Consider the following 25,283-nt stretch of genomic DNA (forward strand, 5'->3'; position numbering starts at 1 on the left):
GCTCATAGCGACGCCGCCGCCCGGGCGGCGGTGTCATACAGGGAGGAGATCGTGCGTAACAGCTGCGCGGTCTCGCCAATCGACTTCCCGGCAATGCCGCTCTCCGCGTGGATCGCGATCAGACACGCCTCCCGCACGTCACGGTATTTCATGCACAGCGCTTTCCCTTCCTCGGTGGTGGAGAAAAAGAGCTCTTTGCCCGCTTTCTCGCTCGTCACGTAGCCCGCTTTAACCAGCTTTTTCAGGGCATAGGTCACCACGTGCGTATCTTCCACGTTGAGGACGAAGCAGATATCGGCCAGCTTTTTTTTGCGGTCGCGGTGGTTTACGTGATGGAGCAGCGAGACGTCAAAGGCGCCCATGTCGGGCTCGCCCGCGGCGGTCATGCAGCGCACCATCCATTTATTAAACGCGTTGCTGGTCATGATCAGCGCGTACTCCAGCTCTGACAGCTCCGCGCAGCGCTCCGACACCAGGTGGCGGGAGGAGACGATCCGACCGTCGTTGATATCGTCGCGATCGGGTGAAGCACTCTTTTTCGGGGTCATAACGTTCCTTAGCCAGAAATGTAAACTCATCGATAAAATAAGAACATTTTATTGATAATTTGTTTACATGTTTTTGAGGTTCAGATATAGCTTTTTAGCGCAGGTTTTGTGAAGCCTGCCCAAAAACACAACATCGCTCGCCGCAAATTAAAAAAATAGCCGTCGGCGCGCAACGCTCACTTTCGATAGGGTAAACGTTATGGACGGTACTACGCTGCTGCCGCTGATCGGGATTCCGATCGTGGTTATTGGTTTTGCACTGCGCTTCAACCCGCTGCTGGTGGTCGTGGTGGCTGGGCTGGCGACGGGTCTGCTGGTCGGTATGGATTTCGGGATGCTGCTGGAGACCTTTGGCGAAAAGTTCGTGAACAGCCGATCGCTGGCCACCTTCATTCTGATCCTGCCGGTGATTGGCCTGCTGGAATATTACGGGCTTAAGGAGCGCGCCCAGGCCTGGGTGGCGAAGATCGCCAGCGCCACCTCGGCGCGTATTCTGATGCTCTATTTCGTTGCCCGCGAAGGCACCGCCGCGCTGGGGCTGATGTCGCTGGGCGGTCATGCCCAGACGGTGCGCCCGCTGCTGGCGCCGATGGCCGAAGGGGCAGCGCTGAACGAATACGGCGAGCTGCCGCAGCACATTCGCGACAAAATCAAAGCCCATGCCGCCGCGTGTGACAACATCGCGGTCTTCTTTGGGGAAGATATCTTTATTGCCTTTGGCGCGGTGCTGCTGATTGACGCGTTCCTGAAAGAGAACGGTATTCCGGGCATCGAACCGCTGCATATTGGCCTGTGGGCCATTCCAACCGCCATTGCGGCATTGATTATTCATATGGCTCGCCTGCTGCGCCTGGATGCCAGCATCCGTCGCGACGTGATGGCCTGGCGCGCGGAGCAGGGTACGCAGGAGGCCGCGCAATGATGACCCTTATCACCATTAACCGCGTGTACTACCTGATTGGTTTTATCGTGATGCTGCTGGTTGTGATGACCCTGCGCGATCGCGCCAATCCTAAACGTTTTACCACGGCGCTGTTCTGGTTCTTGTTTGGCGGGATCTTCCTGTTTGGCGACCTGATGGTTCAGGAGCTGGGAAAATCGCTGGCGTACCGGATTATTGGCGGCGGCGTGATCGCCATCGCGCTGCTGGCGGGGTTTGGCCTGGTTGGGAAAGGGCATTATAAAATGGCATCCGACGAGGAGCGCGTTGCCTCATCGAACCGGCTGAAAAACTGGCTGTTTTTGCCCGCGCTGATGATCCCCGTGGTGACGGTTATCGGGACCCTGTTCCTGAAGGGCGTGTCGATTGGCGGCGTTTATCTTCTTGACCAGAAACAGCTTACCCTTGCGGCGCTCTGCGTGGCCTGCGTCGCGGCGATCCTCACCGGCTGGTGGCTGACGAAGGGCACGCCGCTGCACGCGGTTCGCCAGTCTCGCCGTCTTGTGGATACCATCGGCTGGGCGGTGATCCTGCCGCAGATGCTGGCCATGCTGGGCGGGGTGTTCGTGGCCGCCAACACCGGTGACTCCGTGCAAAAGGTGGTGAGCCTGTTCGTGAACCCGGATAGCCGCTTCATGCTGGTGGTGATTTACTGCGTGGGGATGGCGCTGTTTACCATGATCATGGGTAACGCCTTTGCGGCCTTCCCGGTGCTGAGCGCGGGGATCGCCTTGCCGTTTCTGATCAACGTGCATCACGGCAACCCGGCGCCGCTGCTGGCGATTGGCATGTACGCGGGCTACTGCGGCACGCTGATGACGCCGATGGCCGCGAACTTCAACATCGTTCCCGCCGCGCTGCTGGAGCTGAAGGACAAATATCAGGTGATCAAGATCCAGATCCCGACCGCGTTAACCCTGCTGGTGGTGAACGTGTTCTTAATGTATTTCCTCGTGTTTCGCTAAGGAGCTGTTATGGAATTAACGCAACATCAGGCCGACGCGTTTGCCCGCATGCCTTTAACCTATCTGCGCCAGGAATACCCGAACCACATCATGCACCTGCTGAATGATGATGGTGACGTGCTGCCGCCTCGCGAACTGCACCCGATTTTCTACGGCTGCTTTGACTGGCACTCGGCGGTGCACGGCTACTGGCTGCTGCTGCGCTGCGTGCGTCTCTATCCCGAATTGCCGTGCCGGGATGAAATCGTCGCGCTATTTGACGAACACCTGACCGAAGAGAACGTGGCTAAGGAACTGGCCTATTTTACCGCGCCGTTCCGCGCCTCGTTTGAGCGGCCGTACGGCTACGGCTGGCTGCTGGCGCTGGCCCAGGAGCTGAAACAGTCGTTGCTGCCGCAGGCCGCAGGCTGGTCCCGGACGCTCGAGCCGCTCACCCAGGACATTCGCAACCGGCTGGTGGATTATCTCGGCAAGCTCACCTATCCGATCCGCGTCGGGACACACTACAACACCGCGTTTGCCCTCGCGCTGGCGATCGATTATGCCCGAGCCGCAGGAGATAACGCGCTTGAGCAGGCGATACTGACGGCGGCGGACCGCTTTTATCTCGCCGACACGCGCTATCCGGCGCACTACGAACCCGGCGGAGACGAGTATATTTCCGGCGCGCTGACGGAAGCGCTGCTGATGAGCAAGGTGTCCGAAGACTTTCCGGCCTGGTTTGACGCGTTCCTGCCGGATGTCGGTTCCGTTGCCGCGCTGATGAACCCGGCGGAAGTGAGCGATCGTACCGACCCGAAAATTGCCCATCTCGACGGGTTAAACCTCAGCCGCGCGTGGTGCATGAAGCATATTGCTCGCGCGCTTCCCGCAAACCATCCGGCGCAGCAGGCGCTGCGCGAGGCGGTGGCGAAGCATCTGGCGGCGAGCGTCGAGCACGTGGTCGGCAGCCACTACAGCGGCGGGCACTGGCTGGCGAGCTTTGCGCTGCTGGCGCTGGAGTAAACGAACGAGTCGTCTTTCTTGCCGGATGGCGCTGCGCTTATCCGGCCTACATGGTGAAATTATCCTGTAGGCCCGTGCAAGCGCAGCGCCGCCGGGCGCAGCCTGCTCAGGCTAAACAATACCGATCCCGTTGAGGCCATCACCGCAATCCACAGCGCCAGATGCACGGCCCGGTCATGGTCTGCTCCGGTCATCGCAAGCAGAACCCCCACCGTAGCGGCGCCGAGACACTGGCCAAACGTCCTCACAATCGACAACACGCCGGAGGCGTAGCTGGCATATTCCCGCGCCACGTTAGCGAGCATTTCCCGATTATTGGGGCTCTGGAAGCACCCAAACCCCATCCCGCACACCAGGCTGCGCAGGCAGATATTCCATGCGGAAGGATTGTCCGGCAGCGTCGCCAGCAGGACCAGCCCGCCGACAAATATCATTAGCCCGATTGTCGAGATCAGCGGCGCGGAGATTTTATCCGCCCAGCGCCCCGCGTGCGGCGCGATCAGCACGATGCCAATCGGCCACGGGGTGAACAGCAGCGCCGACACCGCCGGGCTGTAGCCATACACGCTCTGAAACAGGAACGGCAGCGCGACAAAGGTGATGCCCTGGCTCACAAACGACGCCAGCGAGGTCAGCGCGGCGAGGGTGAAGCGTCCGTTTTTAAACATGACGGGCGGCAGGATGGGATGTTGCGCGCGCCGAATGCGCAAGATAAAGGCGAGGGCGCTGAACAGCGTGAGCAGCCCCCAGCCTGTGGCCGCCAGGTTAATGCCTTGCGTCACCCGCTGAAGGCTGTCGGCCAGCATAATCGCCGAACCTAACAGCGCGGCGGAGAACACGGCGCCCGGCACATCAAAGGGAGTACGGTCCACGGCCGATTCCCGCGGTAAGGCCCGCCATGCCAGCAGCAGGGCGATGCTGCCCGGAATAAGGTTAATGGCGAACAGCCACTGCCAGCTCAGCGCGTCCAGTATCGTCCCGCCCAACACGGGGGCAATCGCCGTGCTGGAGGCGATAAGCAGGGCGTGCAGCCCCAGAATGCGGCCAAGCAGTCGGCCCGGAAAAACGGAACGCAGGATTGCCGGGGCGATGCTCAGGGTGGCCGCGCCGCCGATGCCCTGCAGAATACGCATGCCGATTAACATTTCCGGCGCTGTTGCCAGCGCGCAGCCGAGCGAGGTGAGCGTAAAGGTGGCAAGCCCGGCCAGAAACACCGGGCGATAGCCCACGCGCGCCGCCAGCGCGGCAAAGATGGCGAGCGTCATGGCCGCAGACAGCAGATAACCATTGGCGAACCAGACCGCAACGTTCGCGGGGACCTGCATCGCCCTTGCCATGGAGGGGAGCGCGATGTTGATCATGGTGCCGTCAAAGACGCCCATCAGCGTGGTGGTCATGACGGCGGCCAGGACCCGGGCGCGTTCATGCCCGGGTAAACCTTCATCGCCGGGCTGGTTTGAGAAGATCGTCATCGTCGTTACTCCGGATAAGAATAGTGATGACGAGACTATAATCATGCGCTATACAGGGCGGAAGACGCAGCATTTGCACTTTATCGTTGCGCGTAACGCCACATCTGGAGATTTATCATGTCCGATCCTGATTTTAACCTGCTGGCTGCGCTCGACGTTTTGCTGGCGGAAGCCAGCGTCGCGGGCGCGGCGCGTCGTTTGAATCTCAGCGCTTCCGCCATGAGCCGCACCCTGAGCCGGCTGCGGGAGGTGACCGGCGACCCTATCCTGGTGCGTGCAGGGCGTCATATGGTGCTGACGCCCTGGGCCGAAGCGACCCGGGACCGCGCCAGAAACGCCGTACAGGAGGCAAGGGCGGTACTGCAGCCCTCTACCGACGCGCTGAAGGTGGAAGGCCTCGAACGGCTGTTTACCATCCGTGCCAACGACGGTTTTGTGGTGGCCTTTGGGCCGCTGCTCATCGCGGCGGTGGCGAGCGCTGCGCCCGGGGTATGCATCCGCTTTGCGCCAAAACCGGAAAAAACGTCGCGCTATTTGCGGGAGGGGCTTGTCGACCTGGAGATTGGCGTGCAGAGCAATATGGGGCCAGAGATACGGCTGCAGCGGCTTTTCCAGGATCGGTTTGTTGGCGCGGTGCGCAAGGGGCATCCGCTGTCATTACAGCCTGACGTCACGCTTGACGATTATGTCGCGTGGGGTCACGTGGTGGCCTCGCCGGACGGCTCATTACACGGGTTTGCCGATGAGGCGCTGGCGGAGCGCGGGATGACGCGCAAGATCGCCAGCGTAGTGCCCGGCTTTCCGACGGCGCTATCCGTGGCGCTGGCCTCCGACCTGATTGCAATGGTGCCCGCGTTGTACTTGCTTAATCAGCCGATGAACGAGCGCGTGCACGTCTTTGAGCTGCCGTTTAAAGCCCGAGCCATCACGGTGTCACAGATGTGGCATCCGCGCATGGAGAAGGACCCGGCGCACCGGTGGCTCAGGGAGACGGTTCTGGAGGTGTGCCGCTCTGTGCGCTAAGCGCTCAGGTCGTTTTTCCCGGTACGCAGAGGATGAAGCGAGTGGATACCGCATCCGATTCCACGCGGACTTTTCCGTGATGCGCGGTGACGATGGACTTCACGATGGCAAGCCCGATCCCGCTGCCTTCGCCTTTGCGCTGCCTGGACGGATCGACGCGATAAAAACGGTCAAACAGCTTTGGCAGATGCTCCTGCGGGATCGGCGTGCCGGGGTTTTCCGTCACCAGCTCTACGTCGTTATTCCGCGTTCTGATGGAGACCGTGACCGTTTTACCTCCCGGCGTATAGCGCAGGGCATTGGATAACAGATTGCTTATTGCTCTTCTTAACATCTGCGGATCGCCCTCAATCAGGCAGGGCTTCCCGTTGAATTTCAGCATGATATTGCGTTCTTCCGCCCAGGCTTCGAAGAAATCGAAGACTTTCATCACCTCGGCACTTAAGTCAAACATTACCCGGTCGGGGATCAGCTGATTGTTATCCGCCTGCGCCAGAAAAAGCATGTCGCTGACCATGCGGGTCATTCGGTTGTACTCTTCCAGACTGGAGTACAGCACATCTTCCAGCTCTTTCTGCGAGCGGTGCTGGCTCAGCGCGATTTCCGTTTGCGTCACCAGGTTGGTGATGGGCGTTCTGATTTCATGGGCGATATCGGCGGAAAAATTCGCCTGACGGGTAAAGACATCTTCAATCTTTTCGATCATCTGGTTGAAGGAGATGACCAGCTGTTCCAGCTCAACGGGCACGCGGGACGGCTCCAGCCGCGCGTCCAGATTCTCTGAGGTGATATTTTGAATGGCGTTGCTGACGTTACGCAGGGGCAAATGTCCCTGGCGCACCGCGATGCGGATGACAAGAATAATCAGCAGGCTGATAACCGCGGCAATCGCCAGAAGGTTTTTTTTCAGCGCCTCAAGATAGTGGAGATGAAAATTAATGGAGAGCCCGATCAGCATCACGTAGTCCTGGGTTTTGCCCTGCAGCGTCGCCGCGCCAGCAGAGGCGACGATCCGGTACGTTTCCATGTTCATGCCGGACCCGGCGTGCATGGGCGTGCCGGGGTCTTCAACCGTCAAGAGAAAGACGTCCCGCGCGCGACGGTGTGCGTCGAAATCCGCTGTATTGAGTGCAGGGCGCAGTGCTGCCCCCTGTGCCGAGCTGAACAGGGTATTTCCCTGCGGATCCAGGAGCAGGACGGCCACGTTGCGGTAGCTGGCGATCGACTCTTTGATCTTGCTGATTTTCTTTTGGTCGGGATCGGCCGGAGACTGCAGTATGCGGTGCATCGCGGTGCTGATTTGCTGGAGGTCGCTGATATCCTGCTCGGCGAAGTGCTTTTCAACGGAATGGAGCATAAACCAGGTAAAGGCGAAAAAGGCCAGTATTGTCGAGAGGCTGATAAAAAAGGTCAGCCGCAGCGCAAGAGAGAAAGGGCGTCGGAGGGGCTTAACGCGCATCCGGTACCTCCAGCATATAGCCTACGCCGCGCACCGTCTGGATCAGCTTCGGTTCAAAATCGTTATCGATTTTTGCCCGCAGCCGCTTTACCGCCACGTCAATCGCGTTCGTGTCGCTGTCAAAGTTCATGTCCCACACCTGGGAGGCAATCAGGGAGCGGGGAAGCACTTCCCCCTGATGGCGCATAAAAAACTCCAGCAGGCTGAACTCTTTGCTGGTTAACAGGATGCGATTCCCGGCCCGGCTGACCTTTCTCGACACGAGGTCAACCGTCAGGTCCGCCACCTGAAGCTGGCTTTCCGCGATCACCGTATTTCCGCGTCGCAGCAGCGTCCTCACCCGGGCGAGCAGCTCAGCAAAGGCGAAAGGCTTGATCAGATAGTCATCTGCGCCCAGCTCAAGCCCCTTAACCCGGTGTTCAATCGTACCGAGCGCCGTGAGCAGCAGGATGGGCATTCCTTTTCCGGCGGAGCGGAGCATGCGGACAATATCCCAGCCGTTCACGTCGGGCAGCATGATATCGAGGATCAGCAGATCGTATTCCGCCGTCATGGCGAGATGGTAGCCGTTCAGGCCGTTGTCAGCGTGGTCCACCACAAACCCCGCCTCGGTCAGCCCCTTGCTGAGGTATTCCCCGGTTTTCATTTCGTCTTCAACGATCAGTATTTTCATCTTTTTCCCCTACTGGCTGCTGACGACATTCTAGTGAGCCTGAGGCCGTTAACAATGACTTACGCCATAAATGACAACATTGTCATTATCCTGTCACCCGTCAAACAGGATGCGTTCAGTAGAGTAGCCCTAAAAATAATCTGGACTCTATCTGAACCATTATGTTCCCGTTAAAACGACTCAGCATCGGTACGGTGTTTATCCTCGCTGGCTGCATCTCGCTGGCCCCTGAGTACCCGCCTCCGGCGCCGCCGGTGCCCCAGCAGTTTTCGCTCTCGCGCAACGGCCTGAGCCCCGCGCAGGCCGGGTATCAGGACACCGGCTGGCGCAACTTTTTTGTCGACCCTCAGGTAGCCGGGTTGATTACGGAAGCCCTGAAAAATAACCGCGATATCAAAATGGCCGCCCTGAAGGTTGAAGAAGCCCGGGCGCAGCTCAACGTAACGGATGCGGATCGTTATCCTCAGCTGAACGCGTCCGCGGGTATCACCTACGGCGGAGGGCTGAAAAATGACAAACCCACCGAGCAGGAGTACGACGCGGGTCTTGCGCTGAGCTATGAACTCGATTTCTTCGGCAAGCTGAAGAACATGAGTGAGGCCGACAGACAAAACTATTTTGCCAGCGAGGAAGCCCGCCGGGCGGTGCATATTCTGCTCGTCTCTAACGTGTCGCAGAGCTATTTCAACCAGCAGCTGGCGTATAAACAGCTGCGTATCGCGCGGGATACGCTGAAAAATTACCGACAGTCTTTTGCGTTCGTTGAGCAGCAGCTTGTGACGGGCAGTGCGAACGTCCTGGCGCTGGAACAGGCCCAGGGGCAGATCGAAAGCGCGCAGGCAGAGATTGCCAAACGAGAGGGGGAGCTGGCGCAGGCCAATAATGCGCTACAGCTGGTGCTGGGGACGTATCGCGCGCTGCCGGGCGACGGCGGCATGAACGCCAGCGATATTGCGCCGGTCAGGCTGCCGCCCCATCTTTCCTCCGCGATACTGCTGCAGCGTCCGGATATCATGGAGGCGGAATATCAGCTTAAAGCGGCCGATGCGAATATCGGCGCGGCGCGCGCGGCCTTTTTCCCGTCCATTTCCCTGACCAGCGGGCTTTCAACGGGCAGCACGGAACTGTCCAGCCTTTTCACGACGGGCAGTGGGATGTGGAATTTTATCCCTAAAATTGATATCCCCATTTTTAATGCAGGCAGGAATAAAGCCAACCTGAAGCTGGCTGAAATTCGCCAGCAGCAGTCGGTTGTGAATTACGAACAAAAAATTCAGTCCGCCTTTAAACAGGTTGCCGACGCGCTCGCGCTGCGGGAGAGCATTAACCAGCAAATTAATGCCCAGCAGCGGTATCTTAATTCGCTGAATATTACCCTGCAACGTGCCAGAGGGTTATATTCCAGCGGTGCAGTGAGCTATATCGAAGTGCTTGATGCAGAACGTTCTCTGTTCTCCACGCAGCAAACTATTCTCGACCTTATTTATGCCCGTCAGGTGAATGAAATTACTCTCTTCACCGCGCTGGGCGGCGGCTGGGTCGAATAAATTCATTTCATTAAACAGGAAAGTAAAATGCGTAATTCACTTAAAACCCTTGCCTTCGGCGCGATCGCCGTAATGTTTTCCGCCAGCCTTCAGGCCGAAGTACATCAGCACGCAGGAATGAATGTTGCCAGTGAAGGAACCTCAGAGCAGATCATAAAGGGGACTGGCATTATCAAGGATATTGATCTCACGAATAAAAAAGTCACTATTGCCCATGATGCTATCCCGGCGGTGGGCTGGCCCGCGATGACGATGCGTTTCACCTTTCTTCAGGCTGACGAGAGTATCAATGCCTTAAAAGTTGGTAGCCACGTTGATTTTTCGTTTGTCCAGCAGGGCAATATCTCTTTACTGAAGAGCATTAAATAGCGAGAAGCAGCATGGCATCTTTAAAAATAAAATACGCTGCCATGATAGTCAGCAGCCTTATTGCGGGGGGGCTGATATCGGTGACTGCATGGCAGGTTTTTCATTCATCTGTAAAAACGGAAAGTAGCGCACCAGAAAGAAAGGTACTTTTCTGGTATGACCCGATGAAGCCGGACGTTAAATTCGATAAGCCGGGTAAATCGCCGTTTATGGATATGGACCTGGTGCCGAAATATGCGGATGAAAATGATGATAAAAGCGGTGCCGGAATACGTATTGACCCCACGCAGGTTCAGAACCTGGGATTAAAAACGCAAAAGGTGACGCGCGGAACGCTGAATTATAGCCAGACGATCCCAGCCAACGTCAGCTACAACGACTATCAGTTTGTCATTGTGCAGGCGCGCGCGGACGGGTTCGTGGAGAAAGTTTACCCGCTGACGATTGGCGATAAGGTAAAGAAAGGCGCGCCGCTGATTGATATTACCCTTCCTGACTGGGTTGAGGCCCAGAGCGAGTATCTGCTGCTATCCGGCACCGGCGGAACGCCAACGCAAATAAAAGGCGTTCTGGAACGGCTTCGGCTGGCCGGGATGCCGGAGGAGGATGTTCAGAGGCTGCGTGCGACCCGCACCATTCAGACCCGGTTTACCATCAGGGCGCCGATCGACGGGGTGATTACGGCATTTGACCTGCGTACCGGCATGAACATTTCGAAAGATAAGGTGGTAGCGCAAATACAGGGGATGGATCCGGTCTGGATCGGCGCGGCAGTGCCTGAGTCCATTGCATATCTGCTGAAAGATACCTCGCAGTTTGCCGTTTCCATACCGGCATATCCGGATAAAACCTTCCCGGTGGAAAAATGGAATCTTCTGCCGAGCGTGGATCCTGCCACCCGTACGCTGCAGGTTCGCCTGCAGGTCTCTAATAAGGATGAGCTGCTGAAACCGGGCATGAATGCATACCTGCAGCTGAATACCCAAAGTCAGGAGATGCTGCTGATCCCGTCCCAGGCCGTTATCGATACCGGCAGGGAGCAGCGCGTCATTACCGTTGACGCAGAGGGGCGCTTTGTGCCGAAAAAAATACACGTACTGCATGAATCTCAGCAGCAGTCCGGCATTGGTTCTGGCCTGAAAGAGGGGGAGTCGGTGGTGGTCAGCGGTCTGTTCCTGATTGACTCGGAGGCCAATATCACCGGCGCGCTGGAGCGCATGCGTCAGGCTGAAACCGCTCACGACGCGCATGCTGGCCATTAAGGAGACGATGATGATTGAATGGATTATCCGACGGTCAGTGGCCAACCGTTTTCTGGTCATGATGGGGGCGCTGTTCCTCAGCGTCTGGGGGGCATGGACCATCATCAACACCCCGGTCGATGCCTTGCCCGATCTCTCTGACGTTCAGGTGATTATCAAAACCCGCTATCCCGGACAGGCTCCGCAGATTGTTGAAAACCAGGTGACCTATCCGCTGACTACCACCATGCTCTCGGTTCCCGGCGCAAAGACCGTGCGCGGTTTTTCGCAGTTTGGTGATTCGTACGTGTACGTCATTTTTGAAGATGGCACCGATCTGTACTGGGCCCGTTCGCGCGTGCTGGAGTACCTGAATCAGGTTCAGGGCAAACTGCCTGCCGGCGTGAGTTCCGAAATCGGTCCTGACGCGACCGGCGTGGGCTGGATATTTGAGTATGCGCTGGTGGATCGCAGCGGAAAGCACGATCTCGCCGAGCTGCGCTCGTTGCAGGACTGGTTCCTGAAATTTGAGCTGAAAACGATTCCAAACGTGGCTGAGGTAGCCTCGGTTGGCGGCGTGGTGAAGCAGTATCAAATTCAGATCGAACCGTTAAAATTGGCCCAGTACGGCATTACCCTGCCGGAGGTTAAGCAGGCGCTTGAGGCGTCTAATCAGGAAGCAGGGGGATCGTCCGTGGAAATGGCGGAAGCGGAGTATATGGTCCGCGCCAGCGGCTATCTGCAGACGATAGAAGATTTCAATAATATCGTGCTCAAAACCGGCGTGAACGGGGTTCCGATTTACCTGCGCGATGTTGCGCGCGTGCAAACGGGGCCGGAAATGCGGCGCGGTATTGCCGAGCTGAACGGGCAGGGTGAAGTGGCGGGCGGCGTGGTGATCCTGCGTTCGGGCAAAAACGCGCGCGAGGTCATTTCAGCGGTGAAGGATAAGCTGGAGACGCTGAAGGCCAGCCTGCCGGAAGGCGTCGAGATTGTCACCACCTACGATCGCAGCCAGCTCATCGACCGGGCCATTGATAACCTGAGCGGCAAGCTTCTCGAAGAGTTTATCGTGGTGGCCATCGTCTGCGCGCTGTTCCTCTGGCACGTCCGCTCCGCGCTGGTGGCGATTATCTCTCTGCCGCTTGGCCTGTGTATTGCCTTTATCATCATGCATTTCCAGGGGCTAAATGCCAATATCATGTCGCTGGGAGGCATTGCCATTGCCGTCGGCGCGATGGTGGATGCCGCCATCGTCATGATTGAAAACGCGCACAAGCGGCTGGAGGAGTGGGATCACCAGCATCCGGGAGAGCAGATTGATAACGCCACCCGCTGGAAGGTGATCACCAATGCCTCTGTCGAGGTTGGCCCGGCGCTGTTTATCAGCCTGCTGATCATCACCTTATCCTTCATTCCCATCTTTACCCTCGAGGGGCAGGAGGGGCGGCTGTTTGGTCCGCTGGCCTTCACCAAAACGTACGCGATGGCGGGCGCGGCCGCGCTGGCCATCGTCGTGATCCCCATCCTGATGGGCTTCTGGATCCGCGGGAAAATCCCCGCAGAGAACAGTAACCCGCTGAACCGATGGCTGATTAACGCCTATCATCCGCTTCTGCTTCGGGTGCTCAACTGGCCAAAAACAACCCTGCTGATTGCGGCCTTATCCATCTTCACGGTGATCTGGCCCCTGAGCCAGGTGGGCGGAGAGTTTCTGCCGAAGATCAACGAAGGCGATCTGCTGTATATGCCGTCCACGCTTCCCGGCGTCTCTCCGGCAGAAGCGGCGGCGATCCTGCAGACGACGGACAAGCTCATCAAAACCGTGCCGGAGGTGGCGTCTGTTTTCGGCAAGACCGGTAGGGCCGAAACGGCAACGGATCCCGCGCCGCTCGAAATGGTGGAAACCACCATTCAGCTTAAACCCGCGGACCAGTGGCGGCCCGGCATGACGATTGACAAGATTATTGACGAGCTGGATAAAACCGTTCGTTTGCCCGGCCTGGCAAATCTCTGGGTTCCGCCCATCCGCAACCGCATTGATATGCTGTCAACCGGGATAAAAAGCCCCATCGGCATCAAGGTGTCCGGTACCGTTCTGGCTGATATCGACGCGACGGCGCAGAGCATTGAAGCGGTCGCCAAAACGGTGCCGGGCGTGGTGTCGGCCCTGGCTGAACGCCTGGAGGGCGGGCGCTATATTGATGTGGATATCAACCGGGAAAAAGCGTCCCGCTACGGGATGACGGTGGGCGACGTGCAGCTGTTCGTCTCCTCGGCTATCGGCGGGGCGACGGTGGGCGAAACGGTGGAAGGCGTCGCCCGATACCCGATTAATGTTCGCTATCCGCAGGACTACCGGAACAGCCCGAGCGCGTTGAAGCAGATGCCGCTCCTGACGCCGATGAAGCAGCAGATCACGCTGGGCGATGTGGCTGATATCAAGGTTGTTTCCGGCCCCACGATGCTGAAAACGGAGAATGCCCGACCCGCCAGCTGGATTTACATCGATGCGCGGGGCAGGGATATGGTATCGGTGGTGAGTGACATCAAGACGGCCATCGGTCAGCGCGTGAAGCTGCGGCCAGGTACTAGCGTGTCATTCTCCGGACAGTTTGAACTGCTCGAGCACGCGAACAAGAAGCTAAAGCTGATGGTGCCGATGACGGTGATGATCATCTTCATTCTGCTGTACCTGGCGTTCCGGCGCGTGGATGAAGCGTTGCTGATCCTGATGAGTCTGCCTTTCGCCCTGGTAGGCGGGATATGGTTCCTCTACTGGCAGGGCTTTCATATGTCTGTGGCAACCGGCACGGGCTTTATCGCACTGGCCGGGGTCGCGGCGGAGTTTGGCGTGGTGATGCTGATGTATTTACGTCATGCCATTGAAGCGCATCCTGCGCTGTCCCATCGGGAAACGTTCACCGAGCAGGGGCTTGATGATGCTCTTTATCATGGTGCCGTGCTTCGCGTGCGACCAAAGGCGATGACCGTTGCGGTGATCATCGCGGGGCTGCTGCCCATTCTCTGGGGGACGGGGACCGGGTCAGAAGTCATGAGCCGTATAGCGGCGCCGATGATCGGCGGGATGATCACCGCGCCGCTGTTGTCGCTGTTTATTATTCCTGCGGCGTATAAGTTAATCTGGTTGCGCAGGCATAGGAAGGCATAAAAAAACCGCCGGTCGCGGCGGTTTTTTTACAAGAAAGCCATGCAACATCGGAACCTCAGGTTTTAGTGTTCAGTTATATTACCTTTTACTCAATGATCGATTGTTTAGCACCTCTCCGACAACCGGGGCAGCGGTAAATGCATTTGGCCAGCCAGCGTAGAACGCAGCCTGGGTAACGATTTCACCAGCCTCCTCAGCAGAAAGTCCATTATCCATCGCTCTGTTAAGGTGATAGCCAATCTGCGCGCTCTGTCCGGATGCGATTAACGCGCTGACCGTAATCAGGCTTCTGTCGCGGGGTTTCAGAGCGGGTCTTTGCCAGAGATCCAGGAAGAGTGGATCGGCAGTGAATTTAACCAGGCCTGGAGATATTGGGCCCACGTTTTTTTCCACCGTCTCTGAACGCTGCTTTTCTGCTTCCTGATTGAGGGGAAGCAGGTCCGGAGAAGCTTCAGGAAGTGCATCTGCCGTGACGCCGCGAGATTCAAAAACCGCTTTTGTCACGCCGACGGCTGACATTGCATTTGGCCAACCTGAGTAGAACGCCAGATGGGTAATGATTTCTGATAATTCCGCTGGCGTCACGCCGCTATCGAGAGCGACGTCAATATAGTGCTTAAGCTCGGCAGGCTGGTTGCGGGCTATCAGCATGGCGACGGTTACCACACTACGATCCCTGGGCGAGAGGGCGTCGCGTGTCCACAGATCTTCAGTAATAGCTTCGCGACCAAAGCGTGCGAGAGCCGGTGAGACGGCACGAATATCAGCTTCCGAGATCGCTGAAGGTTCAATTTTCATCATAGCTTTACCTCTTGTTTCCTCAGCATTGGCAAAATCAGAAATAACAAGCGACATGGCCGCCGCTGCAAGTACGCTTTTCATGTTAGTCCTTACTGGTCAACGTTGCGGATCCTGTTTGATTCCGCCTTTGTTACGAAGAAATACCGGTTTTACCGGGATAGCGTCCTTCCTGGCGCTCATATGCGCCGTTTGCCTGAGGTAATCCAGGAAGTGCGGCGTTTGTCGGTGCAGTTGATAATCCTCCTCACTGGCGTAAATCTCATAGAAATACCAGCGGTTTGGCGTCTCTGAATCTGTACCGGCATACATGGCTAACACGCCTTTCTCTACTTTGAGCGACTCGGCCATTTCAGGAAGGACGATGTTTTTAAATTCGCTCTGAAATTCAGGCTTTACCTCGACGATCACCAGATTATTGATGGTTCGCTCATTCGGTATAATGTGGTTATCGCCCAGAAACTGTGGCTCCAGGGCGATTTTATTTTTACTGTCAATAATGTCAGGTGCACGAGCAGCGAATGCTTTGTATGGGGCGGCATTGAGATGTTTGCGATAAGCACTCTCATTTTCATAGAGTTCGACCATGAATGCCTGACGTGGATTGTCGCTGCGTTGCAGGGCATACATCGCCAGCGTAGCTGCTTCATGATCAACCGAAGCGGAAATCGTCTGCCTGGCCACGTCTGCAAAGTCGTTGTCCCGATCGGGCCTGACGCCTAGCTCAAAGATATTCATCACTACCTTATCCGGCGCGTCCAGTTTTGTTGCAAAGACAGGGCTGCTGATTAGCATGCAAATTAAAAGCATAAGAGTCTTTTTCACGAGGATCCTTTACAAACGATGTTGAGCACATCGACAAGCCTTGAAGCGTGTTCCCGGGCAAGCGCTTTTTGCTGCGCGATTTTGTCGGCATCCCGGTCGGCGTAGCTGATACCGCAGGTATAAACCGGCGCCAGTAGTTCGAGATTGCACAGCCTTGCCGTGGTCTCGAACGGAATAAGATACGCTTCAATGGGATGGCCAAAGAAACCGTCAGCGGTATAGAGCGCCTGCGGCGCCCCTGTAGTGAAGGAGAGGATCAGCTTTTTACCGCCCAGTTTCGCCGTTGAGCCATGCGCGAAGCCGTGGACAAAGACCTCGTCCAGCCATTGTTTCATTAACCCGGGCAGCCCATACCAGGAAAAAGGGAACTGCCAGACAATCACATCGGCCCTGAGCAGGCTTTCCTGCTCCGCGGCGATGTTGAATTTGCCGTCCGGATAGAGCCAGTCCAGACGACGAATTTCAGCATCGGGAAGGGCGCTCGCCACTTCATCGAGGATAGTGGCGTTGGCGACGGAACGGTTCAGCTCAGGATGACCTGAAATAACAAGGATATTTTTCATTTCAATAGGTTAAATGTCTTGGTGAATATTTAACCCAGTATAGAGTGACACCATTATTTTTTTTAGAGCAGTAAAGGCTCATTCACTTTTAGACAAAAACTAATAATGGTCGGCCGAACTTATTGTGCCCGGTCATCATGCGGCCGGCTTCGGTCCGGATGATGACCATCAGCGACGGTTTTCCCCCAGTCACCAAGGAAAGGCGCCTGCTCAAGCGCAACGGGCATACACGCTCGCCCTAACTCGCTGTCGAGATAATCTTCTTTGAGGCAAATGATTTTCATATTCTTAGCCTTCATACAAAGACGGGGTTTACACCATCGGTTTTTCCCATGCGCCTCGTGTATCCACTCTGGTCTCTGCAGCGAGTTGTTCCAGCAGGCTGATTTCCTCATCGCGTAACTGGATATCTGAAGCGCTGGCGGCGTCCAGAACGTGTTGGACTTTAGTCACACCGATGAGTGGAAGGGTACCTTTCGCAATAGCCCATGCGATGGCTATCTGCGCAACGCTGGCATTCCTATCGGCCCCCATTTTTTTCATGGCGGCGGTTAATCTCTCTATCTGCGGCAGTACGGCGTTATAACTTTCGGCCCGGCCACTTCCGGCAGGCATGGGATGATTTGAATCATAACGACCACTGAGCGCGCCTTGCTCAAGGACCATGTAAGCAAAGAACGTGATGTTATTTTCTCGGCAATACTCAAGGATCCCGGCCTCTTCAGAAGCGCGATAGAGCAGGCTGTAATGATTCTGTACTGCACTGATGGAATAACCGGAAGCGTTAAGGATCTCGTTGGCGCGTCTGATTTGTGCCAGATTGTGGTTGGACACACCGACGCGTTTGACCTTGCCGCTTTGCAAAAGTGGGATCAGTCCTGGCGTCCATTTCTCGACGTCCAAAGGATTGTGGATCCAGTAGAGATCAATCGCGTCCACGCCCAGACGTCCAAGGCTGGCCTCAAGCATATCGCTGACAGGCTGCGCTGACTGTTCGTCCGCAATCTGCGGCGTGAATTTAGTGGATAAAATCATGTCCTCGCGAACACACTGACGGGCTAATGCTCCCAGCGCTGCCTCGGAACTTCCCATGCCGTAGACAGCAGCGGTATCCCAGAGATTGAGGCCCTTACTCATGGCCGTGGTGAACACCTCTGCCATCTGAGTATCAGAAAGATGATTACCGAATACAGTGTCGCCACCGGCAAAGCCTGTGCCCCAGGACCAGGTGCCGAGCGCGACGGGAGGAAGGTTTTTCATATTCAGCTCCTGAAAAAAGGCCGGAATGTTGCTGATGTAAACCGGCCAAAGAGGGTGAGTAACGGTGAAAGAGAAATGAATGGCTTAAGCTGTCTGGCGAAGGGCATTTAACAGCGCTACACCGACACCTTGCGCTGAAGCGGGATTTTGCCCCGTGATCAGGCGACCGTCGGTAACCACGTTTTCAGACCAGTTTGGTGCTTCATGATGAAGTGCGCCATGCTCGCGGAGTGCTGTTTCCAGAAGGTAAGGAACAACGTTCGTCGTTTGTACTTCTTCTTCCTCCTTGTTGGTAAAGGCCGCCACGTTTTTGCCTTTCACCAGGTATTCGCCGCTGCAGAGCCTGGCGTCAACCAGTGCCGCCGGGCCGTGGCAGACGGCTGAGACAATCCCATTGCTTTCATACACTTCGCGGATAATGCGCTGGGCATCCTGGCTGTCACGGAAATCCCACATGGTGCCATGCCCGCCCGCAAAGAAAACGGCGCTATAATCGGCACCGTTCAGCTCCGATAGCGCAGGGGTGGTTGCCAGACGCTGCTGAAAATTGGTTTCGTTCCAGTACCAGGCGTTGACAGGGTCACTGAGGTCAAATCCATCCACCGGAGGCTGTCCCCCGCGAATGCTGGCTATCGTCGTTTTTAGTCCGGCATCTTCCAGCACTTTCAGCGGATGCGTCAGCTCTGCCAGGAAAAAACCGGTCGGTACGCCGGATGCGCCTTTAATCGGGTGGCTGGAAACGACACACAGCACGGGTTTATCTGCAGGTTTCATATCGGGCCTCACTCTTTATTTTTAAATTCAGCGGCAAAGAGATTTTCCCAGTTAATAAATGAGCCAAGCGGAATGCACTCGAAGCTTAGTAAGCCTGCTTTTGCCAGCGGGAATTCGGCCATGACGTTCATCGCCTCATCGACAGAGTCACATTCAAGAAAAATAGCGACGCCAGGTCTGTCCTGACGGAAGTAGATGTCGCGGATGAAGCCGGATTTATACAATCCCCAGGCGTGCAACGCTTCAGCGTTAAGGTGCGGAGCATAGCTTTCCAGCGATGCTCCAGGAGCGGGGATATCCAGACATAAAATACGCATCTTTGTCTCCTGATCTCAGGTCGGTGTAGAAAGAGAGTAAAGTATAAGAGGCGCATTTCAGGAAGATTAGAGGGAGATTGACTTAAGCATCATTAGGCTGTACTTAATAATCAGGCAGAGATTGCTCAAGGAATGCATTATGAATAACGCCCTTTATAACCAGATACGCATCTTTCAGAGCATTGCACGTGAGGGCAATATTTCAGCAGCCGCAAGAAAACTGGAAATTACGCCGCCCTCAGTAAGTAATGCCCTAAAGCTGTTGGAAGAGCATATTGGCCATCCGCTTTTTGTGCGTACGACGCGCCGTATTGAGCTGACGGAAACCGGGCAGCTGCTGCTGGAACAGACCGCTGCGGCGGTGGAGTCGCTGGAAAATTCGCTTGAAAGCATTCGCGACCAGAATCAGGAGCCCTCTGGTATCGTTCGGATCACGCTCTCGCGTTTTGCCTATCTGTTAATTCTTAAGCCTGCCATGGCGAAATTCTGTCAGCAATATCCGGGTATACAGTTGGAAATATCGGTCTACGACGGTACCGTGAATATTATCGAAGAGCGTTTTGATCTTGGGATCCGTTTTGGCGATATCCTTGAGGGTGGGGTAGTGGCGCGACCGTTAATGAAACCCTTTCGTGAAGGGTTATATGCATCCTCAGCTTATATCAGCGAGCACGGAATGCCTGAGGTGCCGTCAGATCTAGGCCAACACAAGCTGATTGGCTACCGTTTCATCACTAACAACCGCATCCTTCCGTTGATCCTGAACGATCGCGGAGAGCAGTTGACGGTTGAGATGCCCGGGCAGTTAATCAGCAACGATATTGATGTTATGGCTGACGGGATCCGTAACGGGCTTGGAATTGGACGTTTGTTTGAACCAATCTGGCAGTTACAGCCCGACAGGGAGCATTTTATTCCCGTGATGGAGAGCTACTGGAAAACCTATCCGCCAGTGTATCTTTATTACCCCAAAAACGCGGGTAAAACGAAAAGAGTGAAGGCCCTGATTGATTTTCTGATATCCGCTATGGGGCAGTAAAGAGAACAGTTCATCGTTTCATAGCCCCCCTTTGATTAAGGATAGCGTTGCATCGACCCATTGAATTCACGGCTCATTGCGGACCTTCAGGTCAGTCAGTCTATTCGCTTCGTGCCAGAATCGATTTGCTCATCTTTGGACGGTTCTTTGCATCCGTTATTTACCGCACTTTTTGGTCGGGAAATAGAGAGTACCAGCCAGATTTCACCGCCTGTTAAAGATGTTTAATTAAGACTTTCATTATGAACCTGTTATGTAATCGGAACATTTCACTGTGATAAGTGTATCAACTGTGATTATTGAGAATAATGGGGCTAAAATGATTGCTTCTATGAACTCTTCTCATGATTAATTTCTTAGCCAACACACTTAGGGAATACGGGTGCTTAAAGAAAACTTTAATGAACTTCAGCTCTTTCTGGCCGTGGCGCGGGAGCGAAGTTTTACCCGGGCGGCGGCCAAACTTGGTGTTTCCCAGTCAGCCCTGAGCCATGCCATGAAGGCGCTGGAGGCCAGACTTAATATCCGTCTGCTGACACGCACCACGCGCAGCGTGGCACCTACGGAAGCGGGGGAGAGGATCATCGCCTGTCTGGAGCCTCGTCTGACAGAGCTGGAACAGGAACTGGAACAGCTGGTGCAGCTTAACGGCGTGGCGGCCGGGAATATTCGTATCTCAGCCGGAGAGCATGCGGCGAAAAGCCTGGTGTGGCCGAAACTCAAACCATTCCTGCGTGAATATCCCGAAATTAATGTTGAACTGGTTGTTGATAACGGCTTTGTAAATATCGTCGAAGGCCGTTTTGATGCGGGCGTTCGCCTCGGAGAAAGCCTCGAAAAAGATATGGTCGCGGTGCGCATCGGCCCAGACCTGCGGCTGGTCGTGGTGGGTTCGCCCGACTATTTTACCCGCTATGGCATTCCTGATACCCCACACGATCTTCAGCGCCATCGCTGTATCAATATGCGTCTTCCGACGTTGGGCGGCTTATATCAGTGGGAGTTTGAAAAAGACGGAAAACCGCTTCAGGTAAAGGTGGATGGCCAGCTTACCTTCAATCACCTCTCTGAAAGAATCGATGCGGCAGAAGACGGCTTCGGCCTGTCGTTTGTTCCTGAAGACATGATTCAGCAGCAGCTTGAATCAGGAACACTCATTGAGGTATTGCAGGAGTGGAGCCCGGTATTTCCCGGTTATTACCTTTATTATCCCAGTAGAAAACAGCACCCACCGGCCTTTGCCTTAATGATTGATACGTTACGCTATAGCGCTTAAAAAAAATCACCGGAGCTCATTCGGGTGGTCAGCGCCATAGCTGCACTGGCCAAAGTGAAAAGGGTGATAATCCAGCCCATCGTCCATTGGGTTCCATCGCTGAACATCGCCAACAGCAATGATGAAACGATGCCACTGCCGTACTGGAGTGAACCAATCAGTGCCGAAGCCGACCCCGCAGCATTCGGAGCGGCATCCAGCGCGGCGGCCGTTGCGGTGGCGGCAATAATGCCATTCATTGAAAACAGGATGAAGATTGCGAAAGCAATTAGGCCGATTCCACCGACATCCTGTTTTGTCGCAACCGCCAGCATCAGGGACGCAGTAGCGGCAATCAGTACTGCACCTTTTAAGAGCGTTTCCAGAGGGTAACGTTGCACCAGGCGACGGTTAATCGCACTTAGCCCCATTCAATGTTGACGGCAAATAACCAACCGTAATGCTGCGGATCAACATGGAAATAGGTGATATCGCGGGAACGCTGGGAGATTTGATCAAGGAGGGAAAAATACGTCACTATGGCTTATCCAAGTTAGTGGAAGGGGCTTATGAACTTATTTACCACAGTAGGTGATTTAACATAATATACATTATGCGCACCAAACATGTAGAGGCTCAATAGTAATGTCCGCCTGTAGCTCAATCTCAAGTATGGCCAGCCGTCGATGTGGGATGCGTGGTAACCGCCAATTGTTGCCAAGACTAGCAGATCAGGCACTGGAACCTCTGGGAGCTTGGGCACTCGGTCTATCATGAGCGTAACTCCTGGGAAGACGAGGAAAAGATGCGGCAGTCTATAGATAGGCTGAACTCTTTATCTAAATAAAGTTGTCGGGGAGCCTGACTCCCCTTCTTTTTACCATGTTATATTTTCTGGCCAATACCAAGTAGTGCTATTCATTTCATTCAACATTTTTATGTCCTCTTTATTACGGTTATATTTCCCCCATAGCGAATCAAACGAACAGAGAATATTTCTTAATTGTTTTTTTCTGGCTTCAGGTTGCAGATTGATAAAATAGCAGCACCTGCTGTCGATGCTATCTTCAAGCGACTTAAAATCTGAATCGGCGGCACATTTGGCGATTCTTATCAGATCTTCCCAGCACTCTGGGATTAACTCTTTTAACGCGGATTCCAGTATGTGCTCAAATGAATACATCTGTGACAAGTGATTTTTATTCACTTGGATATAGCTCATTGAACGCCGGAATAAAGCTATCTGGATTAAAATAAGTGGCCATAAAAGCTCGACCCCATAAATATTGTATGTGTCTTGGCTCTCATACTCATATTGTTCAGTTCTGCGACAGCCTTCTCTTGCCTTGCGAATATCATAAGCAAGGGACAACATAAAGCCATCCTTACCTTCTATCAGAGGGCTTTCATCGACAAGGAAATGGATTAACTGGTGTAACTCATCCAGCGCCTCTGAATCTCCCCACAGTACAAATCCGGCATTGTTAGGCGTTAATTCGTATCGAAGCATGACGTCAATCATCCCGTTGTGTCAGTCGGAAGACAGTTTACCAGCAAAGAGAAATCGAGATCAAAGTGGACATTTTAATTGAGCCGGAATACGGTCATTTGAATTGCGCTTTGACAAAACATATTAGATAAAAGTTATAGAGAACGAATTTTCCATGCCGTCATTTTTGAAGTAACGGCCAACACTATCATCGCATTGTCTCTGGCACGGTTGATGAACGTTTCCGTACTCCAGTCTGGCTCGTTATCCGCGATCTCCGCACTTACCGCCACCGCATGGAATTTTCTCTTCAACAAACTCTTTGACTCCCTGCAGAAAAAACACCGCTTTCAACGTACATTTCTCGTGAGAGCTATCCATGCGGTTGGCTTTGAAACAGGACTTATCGTCACCCTGATCCCCGTGGCTATGTTTATGCTGGATTTAAGCATCACAGAAGCATTTTTTGTTGAGATTGGTCTTGTGCTCTTTTTCCTGCCATACACGATGCTGTATAACTGGCTTTACGACTACCTGCGTTGGACCTTTGTGGGACGAAAATGATCCGTTATGTAGCCGTTAACACTCTTCTTAATGCACGATACTTCTTGTGTGTGCACGATATTGCCGGTTATTATTCCGTTTAGTCACTAGCAAACCTGCAAGCTCATGCAAAAACACGTAACGAGGTATCTATGACACAACAGCTAATTTTAATTGCCGGGCCCTATCGAAGCGGCACTGATGGCAATCAGGCTCGTATTGATGAGAATCTTGCCCGTCTTGAACGCGCGGCCTTAGATGTTTACCAGAGAGGTCACGTCCCGGTGATTGGGGAGTGGCTGGCCCTTCCGCTGGCGACGGCCGCGGGCTCGAAATCGTTGGGAGATGAGATCGCGGAATCAATGCTTTACCCCGTTGCTCACCGGCTCATCACCAAATGCGATGCGATTTATCGTATTGCCGGTGCGTCTAAGGGGGCGGATATGGACGTTGACGTGGCCCGGAAACTTGGCCTTAAGGTCTATACTACGCTAGAGAGCATTCCTCAGGCTTAACGTAACCGAGCCAGTCAGTTATCTGGCTGGCTCATGCCGTAGCCAGCACGACCGATACCCCTTTTTCCGATAGCGCGTTCACCCAGCCACGATCGGTATCGTCCTCGACAACAATGGTATTCGCCAGGGACACATCGCCAATCACAAACGAAGAAGCGGTGTTGATTTTTTCCGGCGAAGCCAGAACGACCGTCTCGGCGGCTCTGCCGGAAAATGCACGTTTGATACACGCCTCTTCGAAATCGCCGGTCGTCAGCCCTGCTTCGGGATGGATCCCGGTCACGCCCATAAAGAACAGATCCGCATGAATATTTTCGATGCCTTCAATGGCCGCCGCGCCGACGGCGACAATTGAGTGTTTATACAAGCGGCCGCCAATCAGAATCACCTCTATAGACGGATGATCGACAAGCCCCAGGGCAATGCTCGGGCTGTGCGTCACCACGGTGATACGCAGATCGGGCGGTAAGAAGGTAATCAGCTCCGAGGTGGTCGTTCCACCGTCAACAATCACCACCTGACCCGAAGAGATCAGCTGCGCGCCCTTCTGCGCCACCTTTTTTTTGGCATCCATTTTGACGGACTGACGTTCCGCAAAAGGCACAATAGCGGAAGACGACGGCAGCGCGCCGCCGTGAACGCGCTGCAAACGCCCTTCTGCCGCCAGTTCGCGTAAGTCGCGCCGAATGGTGTCTTCAGAGACATCGAAGATAATGCTGAGCGCTTTAGACTGGACCTGGCCCTCGGCGCCGAGCTTTTCAAGGATCAATTGTTTTCGCTGACTGGTGAGCATCTTAATTCCTGATGTTGCATGTTTTATCTTGATTGTGCACGATAATGCTGTTTATTATGATTACTCTACGTAAGGAGAGACAAACGTGCAATCAAAACGTGCAGATGTGCGCATCATCAACGGTGAAGTGCTGTCAAATAACTGGTATGTCCTTAAGAAATACACCTTTGACCTGCAGCGACGTGACGGCGAATGGCAGCGACAGCAGCGGGAAGTCTATGACCGCGGGAACGGTGCGACTATCCTGCTCTACAACCGTGATAAAAAGACGGTGATCCTGACTCGCCAGTTCCGCTTCCCCGTCTTTATTAACGGTCATGAGGACGACTTAATTGAAGCCGCCGCGGGGCTGCTGGACAACATGGATCCCGAAAGCCGCATAAAAGCAGAAGCGGAAGAAGAGACGGGATACAAGGTTTCAGGCGTGCAGAAAATCTTTGAAGCCTATATGAGCCCGGGTTCCGTCACGGAAAAACTCTATTTCTATCTTGCCGAATACCAGCCGAAAGACAAAACCGGCGCAGGTGGCGGGATCAAGGCGGAGGGAGAAGATATCGACGTGCTGGAAATGACGCTTGAAGAAGCGTTACGCGGCATTGAAACGGGCAGGATTGTCGACGGGAAGACCATTATGCTCCTCTATCATGTTGCGCTGAAAGGCATTCTGTAATCTGCTCCTGTTCCGACGCCTGCCTCAG

Annotated in this window: 26 protein-coding genes and 1 pseudogene; 13 read left to right on the forward strand and 14 right to left on the reverse strand. The window is 54.7% G+C overall.

The window, feature by feature from the left end; all coding sequences use genetic code 11:
• Positions 1–2 precede the first annotated feature (2 nt).
• Positions 3–548: a winged helix DNA-binding protein gene (locus L6R44_RS03025; protein WP_237423211.1), complete on the reverse strand. Its 546-nt coding sequence runs from the start codon at positions 546–548 to the stop codon at positions 3–5.
• 199 nt (positions 549–747) lie between these two features.
• Here L6R44_RS03025 and L6R44_RS03030 point away from each other — a divergent pair, with 199 nt between their 5' ends.
• Genes L6R44_RS03030 through L6R44_RS03040 form a run of 3 tightly spaced genes read left to right on the forward strand, consistent with a single transcriptional unit; the run spans position 748 to position 3,458 of the window.
• Positions 748–1,470: a DUF969 domain-containing protein gene (locus tag L6R44_RS03030; RefSeq protein WP_237423212.1), complete on the forward strand. Its 723-nt coding sequence runs from the start codon at positions 748–750 to the stop codon at positions 1,468–1,470.
• Positions 1,467–2,453 (forward strand): DUF979 domain-containing protein, encoded by a 987-nt coding sequence (locus tag L6R44_RS03035; RefSeq protein ID WP_032640569.1) that lies wholly within the window; start codon positions 1,467–1,469, stop codon positions 2,451–2,453. Before L6R44_RS03030 ends, L6R44_RS03035 begins: the two co-directional genes overlap by 4 nt.
• A 9-nt stretch (positions 2,454–2,462) precedes the next feature.
• Positions 2,463–3,458, forward strand: a complete 996-nt coding sequence (locus L6R44_RS03040) for a DUF2891 domain-containing protein (RefSeq protein ID WP_237423213.1) — start codon at positions 2,463–2,465, stop codon at positions 3,456–3,458.
• A gap of 59 nt (positions 3,459–3,517) precedes the next feature.
• On the opposite strand, the gene L6R44_RS03045 is transcribed toward L6R44_RS03040, so the two are convergent.
• Positions 3,518–4,930, reverse strand: a complete 1,413-nt coding sequence (locus L6R44_RS03045; RefSeq protein WP_237423214.1) for an MFS transporter — start codon at positions 4,928–4,930, stop codon at positions 3,518–3,520.
• A 117-nt stretch (positions 4,931–5,047) separates the two neighbouring features.
• Here L6R44_RS03045 and L6R44_RS03050 point away from each other — a divergent pair, with 117 nt between their 5' ends.
• Positions 5,048–5,953, forward strand: coding sequence for a LysR family transcriptional regulator (locus tag L6R44_RS03050; RefSeq protein WP_237423215.1), 906 nt, complete (start codon positions 5,048–5,050; stop codon positions 5,951–5,953).
• 4 nt (positions 5,954–5,957) lie between these two features.
• On the opposite strand, the gene L6R44_RS03055 is transcribed toward L6R44_RS03050, so the two are convergent.
• Both L6R44_RS03055 and L6R44_RS03060 read right to left on the reverse strand, forming a co-directional pair.
• Complete coding sequence (locus tag L6R44_RS03055) at positions 5,958–7,412, reverse strand: Cu(+)/Ag(+) sensor histidine kinase (RefSeq protein WP_237423216.1); 1,455 nt, start codon at positions 7,410–7,412, stop codon at positions 5,958–5,960.
• Positions 7,402–8,085, reverse strand: coding sequence for a copper/silver response regulator transcription factor (locus L6R44_RS03060; protein ID WP_237423217.1), 684 nt, complete (start codon positions 8,083–8,085; stop codon positions 7,402–7,404). The genes L6R44_RS03055 and L6R44_RS03060 overlap by 11 nt, the downstream gene beginning before the upstream one ends.
• A gap of 161 nt (positions 8,086–8,246) precedes the next feature.
• Between L6R44_RS03060 and L6R44_RS03065 the strand changes: the two genes are divergently transcribed.
• Genes L6R44_RS03065 through silA form a run of 4 tightly spaced genes read left to right on the forward strand, consistent with a single transcriptional unit; the run spans position 8,247 to position 14,414 of the window.
• Positions 8,247–9,632 carry an efflux transporter outer membrane subunit gene (locus tag L6R44_RS03065; RefSeq protein ID WP_237423218.1) on the forward strand — a complete coding sequence of 462 codons (1,386 nt, stop codon included), beginning with the start codon at positions 8,247–8,249 and terminating at the stop codon, positions 9,630–9,632.
• Positions 9,633–9,659: 27 nt separating this feature from the next.
• Positions 9,660–10,001, forward strand: a complete 342-nt coding sequence (gene cusF / locus L6R44_RS03070) for a cation efflux system protein CusF (RefSeq protein ID WP_237423219.1) — start codon at positions 9,660–9,662, stop codon at positions 9,999–10,001.
• A gap of 11 nt (positions 10,002–10,012) precedes the next feature.
• Positions 10,013–11,263 carry an efflux RND transporter periplasmic adaptor subunit gene (locus L6R44_RS03075; protein ID WP_237423220.1) on the forward strand — a complete coding sequence of 417 codons (1,251 nt, stop codon included), beginning with the start codon at positions 10,013–10,015 and terminating at the stop codon, positions 11,261–11,263.
• A 10-nt stretch (positions 11,264–11,273) separates the two neighbouring features.
• On the forward strand, positions 11,274–14,414 hold the full coding sequence (gene silA / locus L6R44_RS03080) for a Cu(+)/Ag(+) efflux RND transporter permease subunit SilA (RefSeq protein WP_237423293.1): 3,141 nt from the start codon (positions 11,274–11,276) through the stop codon (positions 14,412–14,414).
• 78 nt (positions 14,415–14,492) lie between these two features.
• Here the strand turns inward: silA and L6R44_RS03085 are convergent, their stop codons facing one another.
• The 7 genes from L6R44_RS03085 to L6R44_RS03115 all read right to left on the reverse strand — a co-directional run bounded on the left by L6R44_RS03085 (position 14,493) and on the right by L6R44_RS03115 (position 18,951).
• A complete protein-coding gene (locus L6R44_RS03085; RefSeq protein WP_237423221.1) occupies positions 14,493–15,296 on the reverse strand; it encodes a carboxymuconolactone decarboxylase family protein in 804 nt (267 codons plus the stop codon).
• Positions 15,297–15,311: 15 nt separating this feature from the next.
• Positions 15,312–16,007, reverse strand: a complete 696-nt coding sequence (locus L6R44_RS03090) for a putative quinol monooxygenase (RefSeq protein WP_237423294.1) — start codon at positions 16,005–16,007, stop codon at positions 15,312–15,314.
• 26 nt (positions 16,008–16,033) lie between these two features.
• Positions 16,034–16,600, reverse strand: coding sequence for an NAD(P)H-dependent oxidoreductase (locus L6R44_RS03095; RefSeq protein WP_032640111.1), 567 nt, complete (start codon positions 16,598–16,600; stop codon positions 16,034–16,036).
• A gap of 119 nt (positions 16,601–16,719) precedes the next feature.
• Positions 16,720–16,884 (reverse strand): hypothetical protein, encoded by a 165-nt coding sequence (locus L6R44_RS03100; protein ID WP_237423222.1) that lies wholly within the window; start codon positions 16,882–16,884, stop codon positions 16,720–16,722.
• Positions 16,885–16,912: 28 nt separating this feature from the next.
• On the reverse strand, positions 16,913–17,860 hold the full coding sequence (locus L6R44_RS03105; protein WP_237423223.1) for an aldo/keto reductase: 948 nt from the start codon (positions 17,858–17,860) through the stop codon (positions 16,913–16,915).
• Between the two features lie 84 nt (positions 17,861–17,944).
• Entirely contained in the window at positions 17,945–18,634 is a 690-nt protein-coding gene (locus L6R44_RS03110; protein WP_237423224.1) for a type 1 glutamine amidotransferase domain-containing protein, read from the reverse strand.
• Between the two features lie 8 nt (positions 18,635–18,642).
• Entirely contained in the window at positions 18,643–18,951 is a 309-nt protein-coding gene (locus tag L6R44_RS03115; RefSeq protein WP_032640119.1) for a hypothetical protein, read from the reverse strand.
• A 139-nt stretch (positions 18,952–19,090) separates the two neighbouring features.
• On the opposite strand from L6R44_RS03115, the gene L6R44_RS03120 reads away from it, so the two are divergent.
• Positions 19,091–19,990: a LysR family transcriptional regulator gene (locus L6R44_RS03120; protein WP_032640121.1), complete on the forward strand. Its 900-nt coding sequence runs from the start codon at positions 19,091–19,093 to the stop codon at positions 19,988–19,990.
• 382 nt (positions 19,991–20,372) lie between these two features.
• Positions 20,373–21,266, forward strand: coding sequence for a LysR family transcriptional regulator (locus L6R44_RS03125; RefSeq protein ID WP_237423225.1), 894 nt, complete (start codon positions 20,373–20,375; stop codon positions 21,264–21,266).
• Here the strand turns inward: L6R44_RS03125 and L6R44_RS03130 are convergent.
• Together L6R44_RS03130 and L6R44_RS03135 are read right to left on the reverse strand one after the other, a co-directional pair.
• Positions 21,263–21,735: pseudogene (locus tag L6R44_RS03130) on the reverse strand (Bcr/CflA family drug resistance efflux transporter); the annotation flags it as partial. The gene L6R44_RS03125 and the pseudogene L6R44_RS03130 sit on opposite strands and share 4 nt — an antisense overlap.
• A gap of 387 nt (positions 21,736–22,122) precedes the next feature.
• Entirely contained in the window at positions 22,123–22,767 is a 645-nt protein-coding gene (locus L6R44_RS03135) for a DUF6904 family protein (RefSeq protein ID WP_237423226.1), read from the reverse strand.
• A 108-nt stretch (positions 22,768–22,875) separates the two neighbouring features.
• Between L6R44_RS03135 and L6R44_RS03140 the strand changes: the two genes are divergently transcribed.
• Together L6R44_RS03140 and L6R44_RS03145 are read left to right on the forward strand one after the other, a co-directional pair.
• Positions 22,876–23,298, forward strand: a complete 423-nt coding sequence (locus tag L6R44_RS03140; protein ID WP_237423295.1) for a PACE efflux transporter — start codon at positions 22,876–22,878, stop codon at positions 23,296–23,298.
• A gap of 131 nt (positions 23,299–23,429) precedes the next feature.
• Positions 23,430–23,792 carry a DUF4406 domain-containing protein gene (locus L6R44_RS03145; RefSeq protein WP_237423227.1) on the forward strand — a complete coding sequence of 121 codons (363 nt, stop codon included), beginning with the start codon at positions 23,430–23,432 and terminating at the stop codon, positions 23,790–23,792.
• Positions 23,793–23,823: 31 nt separating this feature from the next.
• On the opposite strand, the gene L6R44_RS03150 is transcribed toward L6R44_RS03145, so the two are convergent.
• The gene (locus L6R44_RS03150; protein ID WP_237423228.1) at positions 23,824–24,585 is read right to left on the reverse strand and encodes a DeoR/GlpR family DNA-binding transcription regulator; all 762 of its coding nucleotides are present in this window, start codon (positions 24,583–24,585) and stop codon (positions 23,824–23,826) included.
• Between the two features lie 85 nt (positions 24,586–24,670).
• Here L6R44_RS03150 and L6R44_RS03155 point away from each other — a divergent pair, with 85 nt between their 5' ends.
• Positions 24,671–25,255 carry an NUDIX domain-containing protein gene (locus tag L6R44_RS03155; protein ID WP_237423229.1) on the forward strand — a complete coding sequence of 195 codons (585 nt, stop codon included), beginning with the start codon at positions 24,671–24,673 and terminating at the stop codon, positions 25,253–25,255.
• The last annotated feature ends 28 nt before the right edge of the window (positions 25,256–25,283 follow it).

Origin of the sequence: Enterobacter cloacae complex sp. ECC445 (assembly GCF_021892025.1) — a bacterium.
Lineage (GTDB): Bacteria > Pseudomonadota > Gammaproteobacteria > Enterobacterales > Enterobacteriaceae > Enterobacter > Enterobacter chengduensis.

Bases quoted from the DNA above. Each gene is read 5' to 3' on its own strand.
- L6R44_RS03025 (WP_237423211.1), bottom strand. From the start codon at position 548: ATGACCCCGAAAAAGAGTGCTTCACCCGATCGCGACGATATCAACGAC.
- L6R44_RS03030 (WP_237423212.1), top strand. From the start codon at position 748: ATGGACGGTACTACGCTGCTGCCGCTGATCGGGATTCCGATCGTGGTT.
- L6R44_RS03035 (WP_032640569.1), top strand. From the start codon at position 1,467: ATGATGACCCTTATCACCATTAACCGCGTGTACTACCTGATTGGTTTT.
- L6R44_RS03040 (WP_237423213.1), top strand. From the start codon at position 2,463: ATGGAATTAACGCAACATCAGGCCGACGCGTTTGCCCGCATGCCTTTA.
- L6R44_RS03045 (WP_237423214.1), bottom strand. From the start codon at position 4,930: ATGACGATCTTCTCAAACCAGCCCGGCGATGAAGGTTTACCCGGGCAT.
- L6R44_RS03050 (WP_237423215.1), top strand. From the start codon at position 5,048: ATGTCCGATCCTGATTTTAACCTGCTGGCTGCGCTCGACGTTTTGCTG.
- L6R44_RS03055 (WP_237423216.1), bottom strand. From the start codon at position 7,412: ATGCGCGTTAAGCCCCTCCGACGCCCTTTCTCTCTTGCGCTGCGGCTG.
- L6R44_RS03060 (WP_237423217.1), bottom strand. From the start codon at position 8,085: ATGAAAATACTGATCGTTGAAGACGAAATGAAAACCGGGGAATACCTC.
- L6R44_RS03065 (WP_237423218.1), top strand. From the start codon at position 8,247: ATGTTCCCGTTAAAACGACTCAGCATCGGTACGGTGTTTATCCTCGCT.
- cusF (WP_237423219.1), top strand. From the start codon at position 9,660: ATGCGTAATTCACTTAAAACCCTTGCCTTCGGCGCGATCGCCGTAATG.
- L6R44_RS03075 (WP_237423220.1), top strand. From the start codon at position 10,013: ATGGCATCTTTAAAAATAAAATACGCTGCCATGATAGTCAGCAGCCTT.
- silA (WP_237423293.1), top strand. From the start codon at position 11,274: ATGATTGAATGGATTATCCGACGGTCAGTGGCCAACCGTTTTCTGGTC.
- L6R44_RS03085 (WP_237423221.1), bottom strand. From the start codon at position 15,296: ATGAAAAGCGTACTTGCAGCGGCGGCCATGTCGCTTGTTATTTCTGAT.
- L6R44_RS03090 (WP_237423294.1), bottom strand. From the start codon at position 16,007: ATGCTAATCAGCAGCCCTGTCTTTGCAACAAAACTGGACGCGCCGGAT.
- L6R44_RS03095 (WP_032640111.1), bottom strand. From the start codon at position 16,600: ATGAAAAATATCCTTGTTATTTCAGGTCATCCTGAGCTGAACCGTTCC.
- L6R44_RS03100 (WP_237423222.1), bottom strand. From the start codon at position 16,884: ATGAAAATCATTTGCCTCAAAGAAGATTATCTCGACAGCGAGTTAGGG.
- L6R44_RS03105 (WP_237423223.1), bottom strand. From the start codon at position 17,860: ATGAAAAACCTTCCTCCCGTCGCGCTCGGCACCTGGTCCTGGGGCACA.
- L6R44_RS03110 (WP_237423224.1), bottom strand. From the start codon at position 18,634: ATGAAACCTGCAGATAAACCCGTGCTGTGTGTCGTTTCCAGCCACCCG.
- L6R44_RS03115 (WP_032640119.1), bottom strand. From the start codon at position 18,951: ATGCGTATTTTATGTCTGGATATCCCCGCTCCTGGAGCATCGCTGGAA.
- L6R44_RS03120 (WP_032640121.1), top strand. From the start codon at position 19,091: ATGAATAACGCCCTTTATAACCAGATACGCATCTTTCAGAGCATTGCA.
- L6R44_RS03135 (WP_237423226.1), bottom strand. From the start codon at position 22,767: ATGATTGACGTCATGCTTCGATACGAATTAACGCCTAACAATGCCGGA.
- L6R44_RS03145 (WP_237423227.1), top strand. From the start codon at position 23,430: ATGACACAACAGCTAATTTTAATTGCCGGGCCCTATCGAAGCGGCACT.
- L6R44_RS03150 (WP_237423228.1), bottom strand. From the start codon at position 24,585: ATGCTCACCAGTCAGCGAAAACAATTGATCCTTGAAAAGCTCGGCGCC.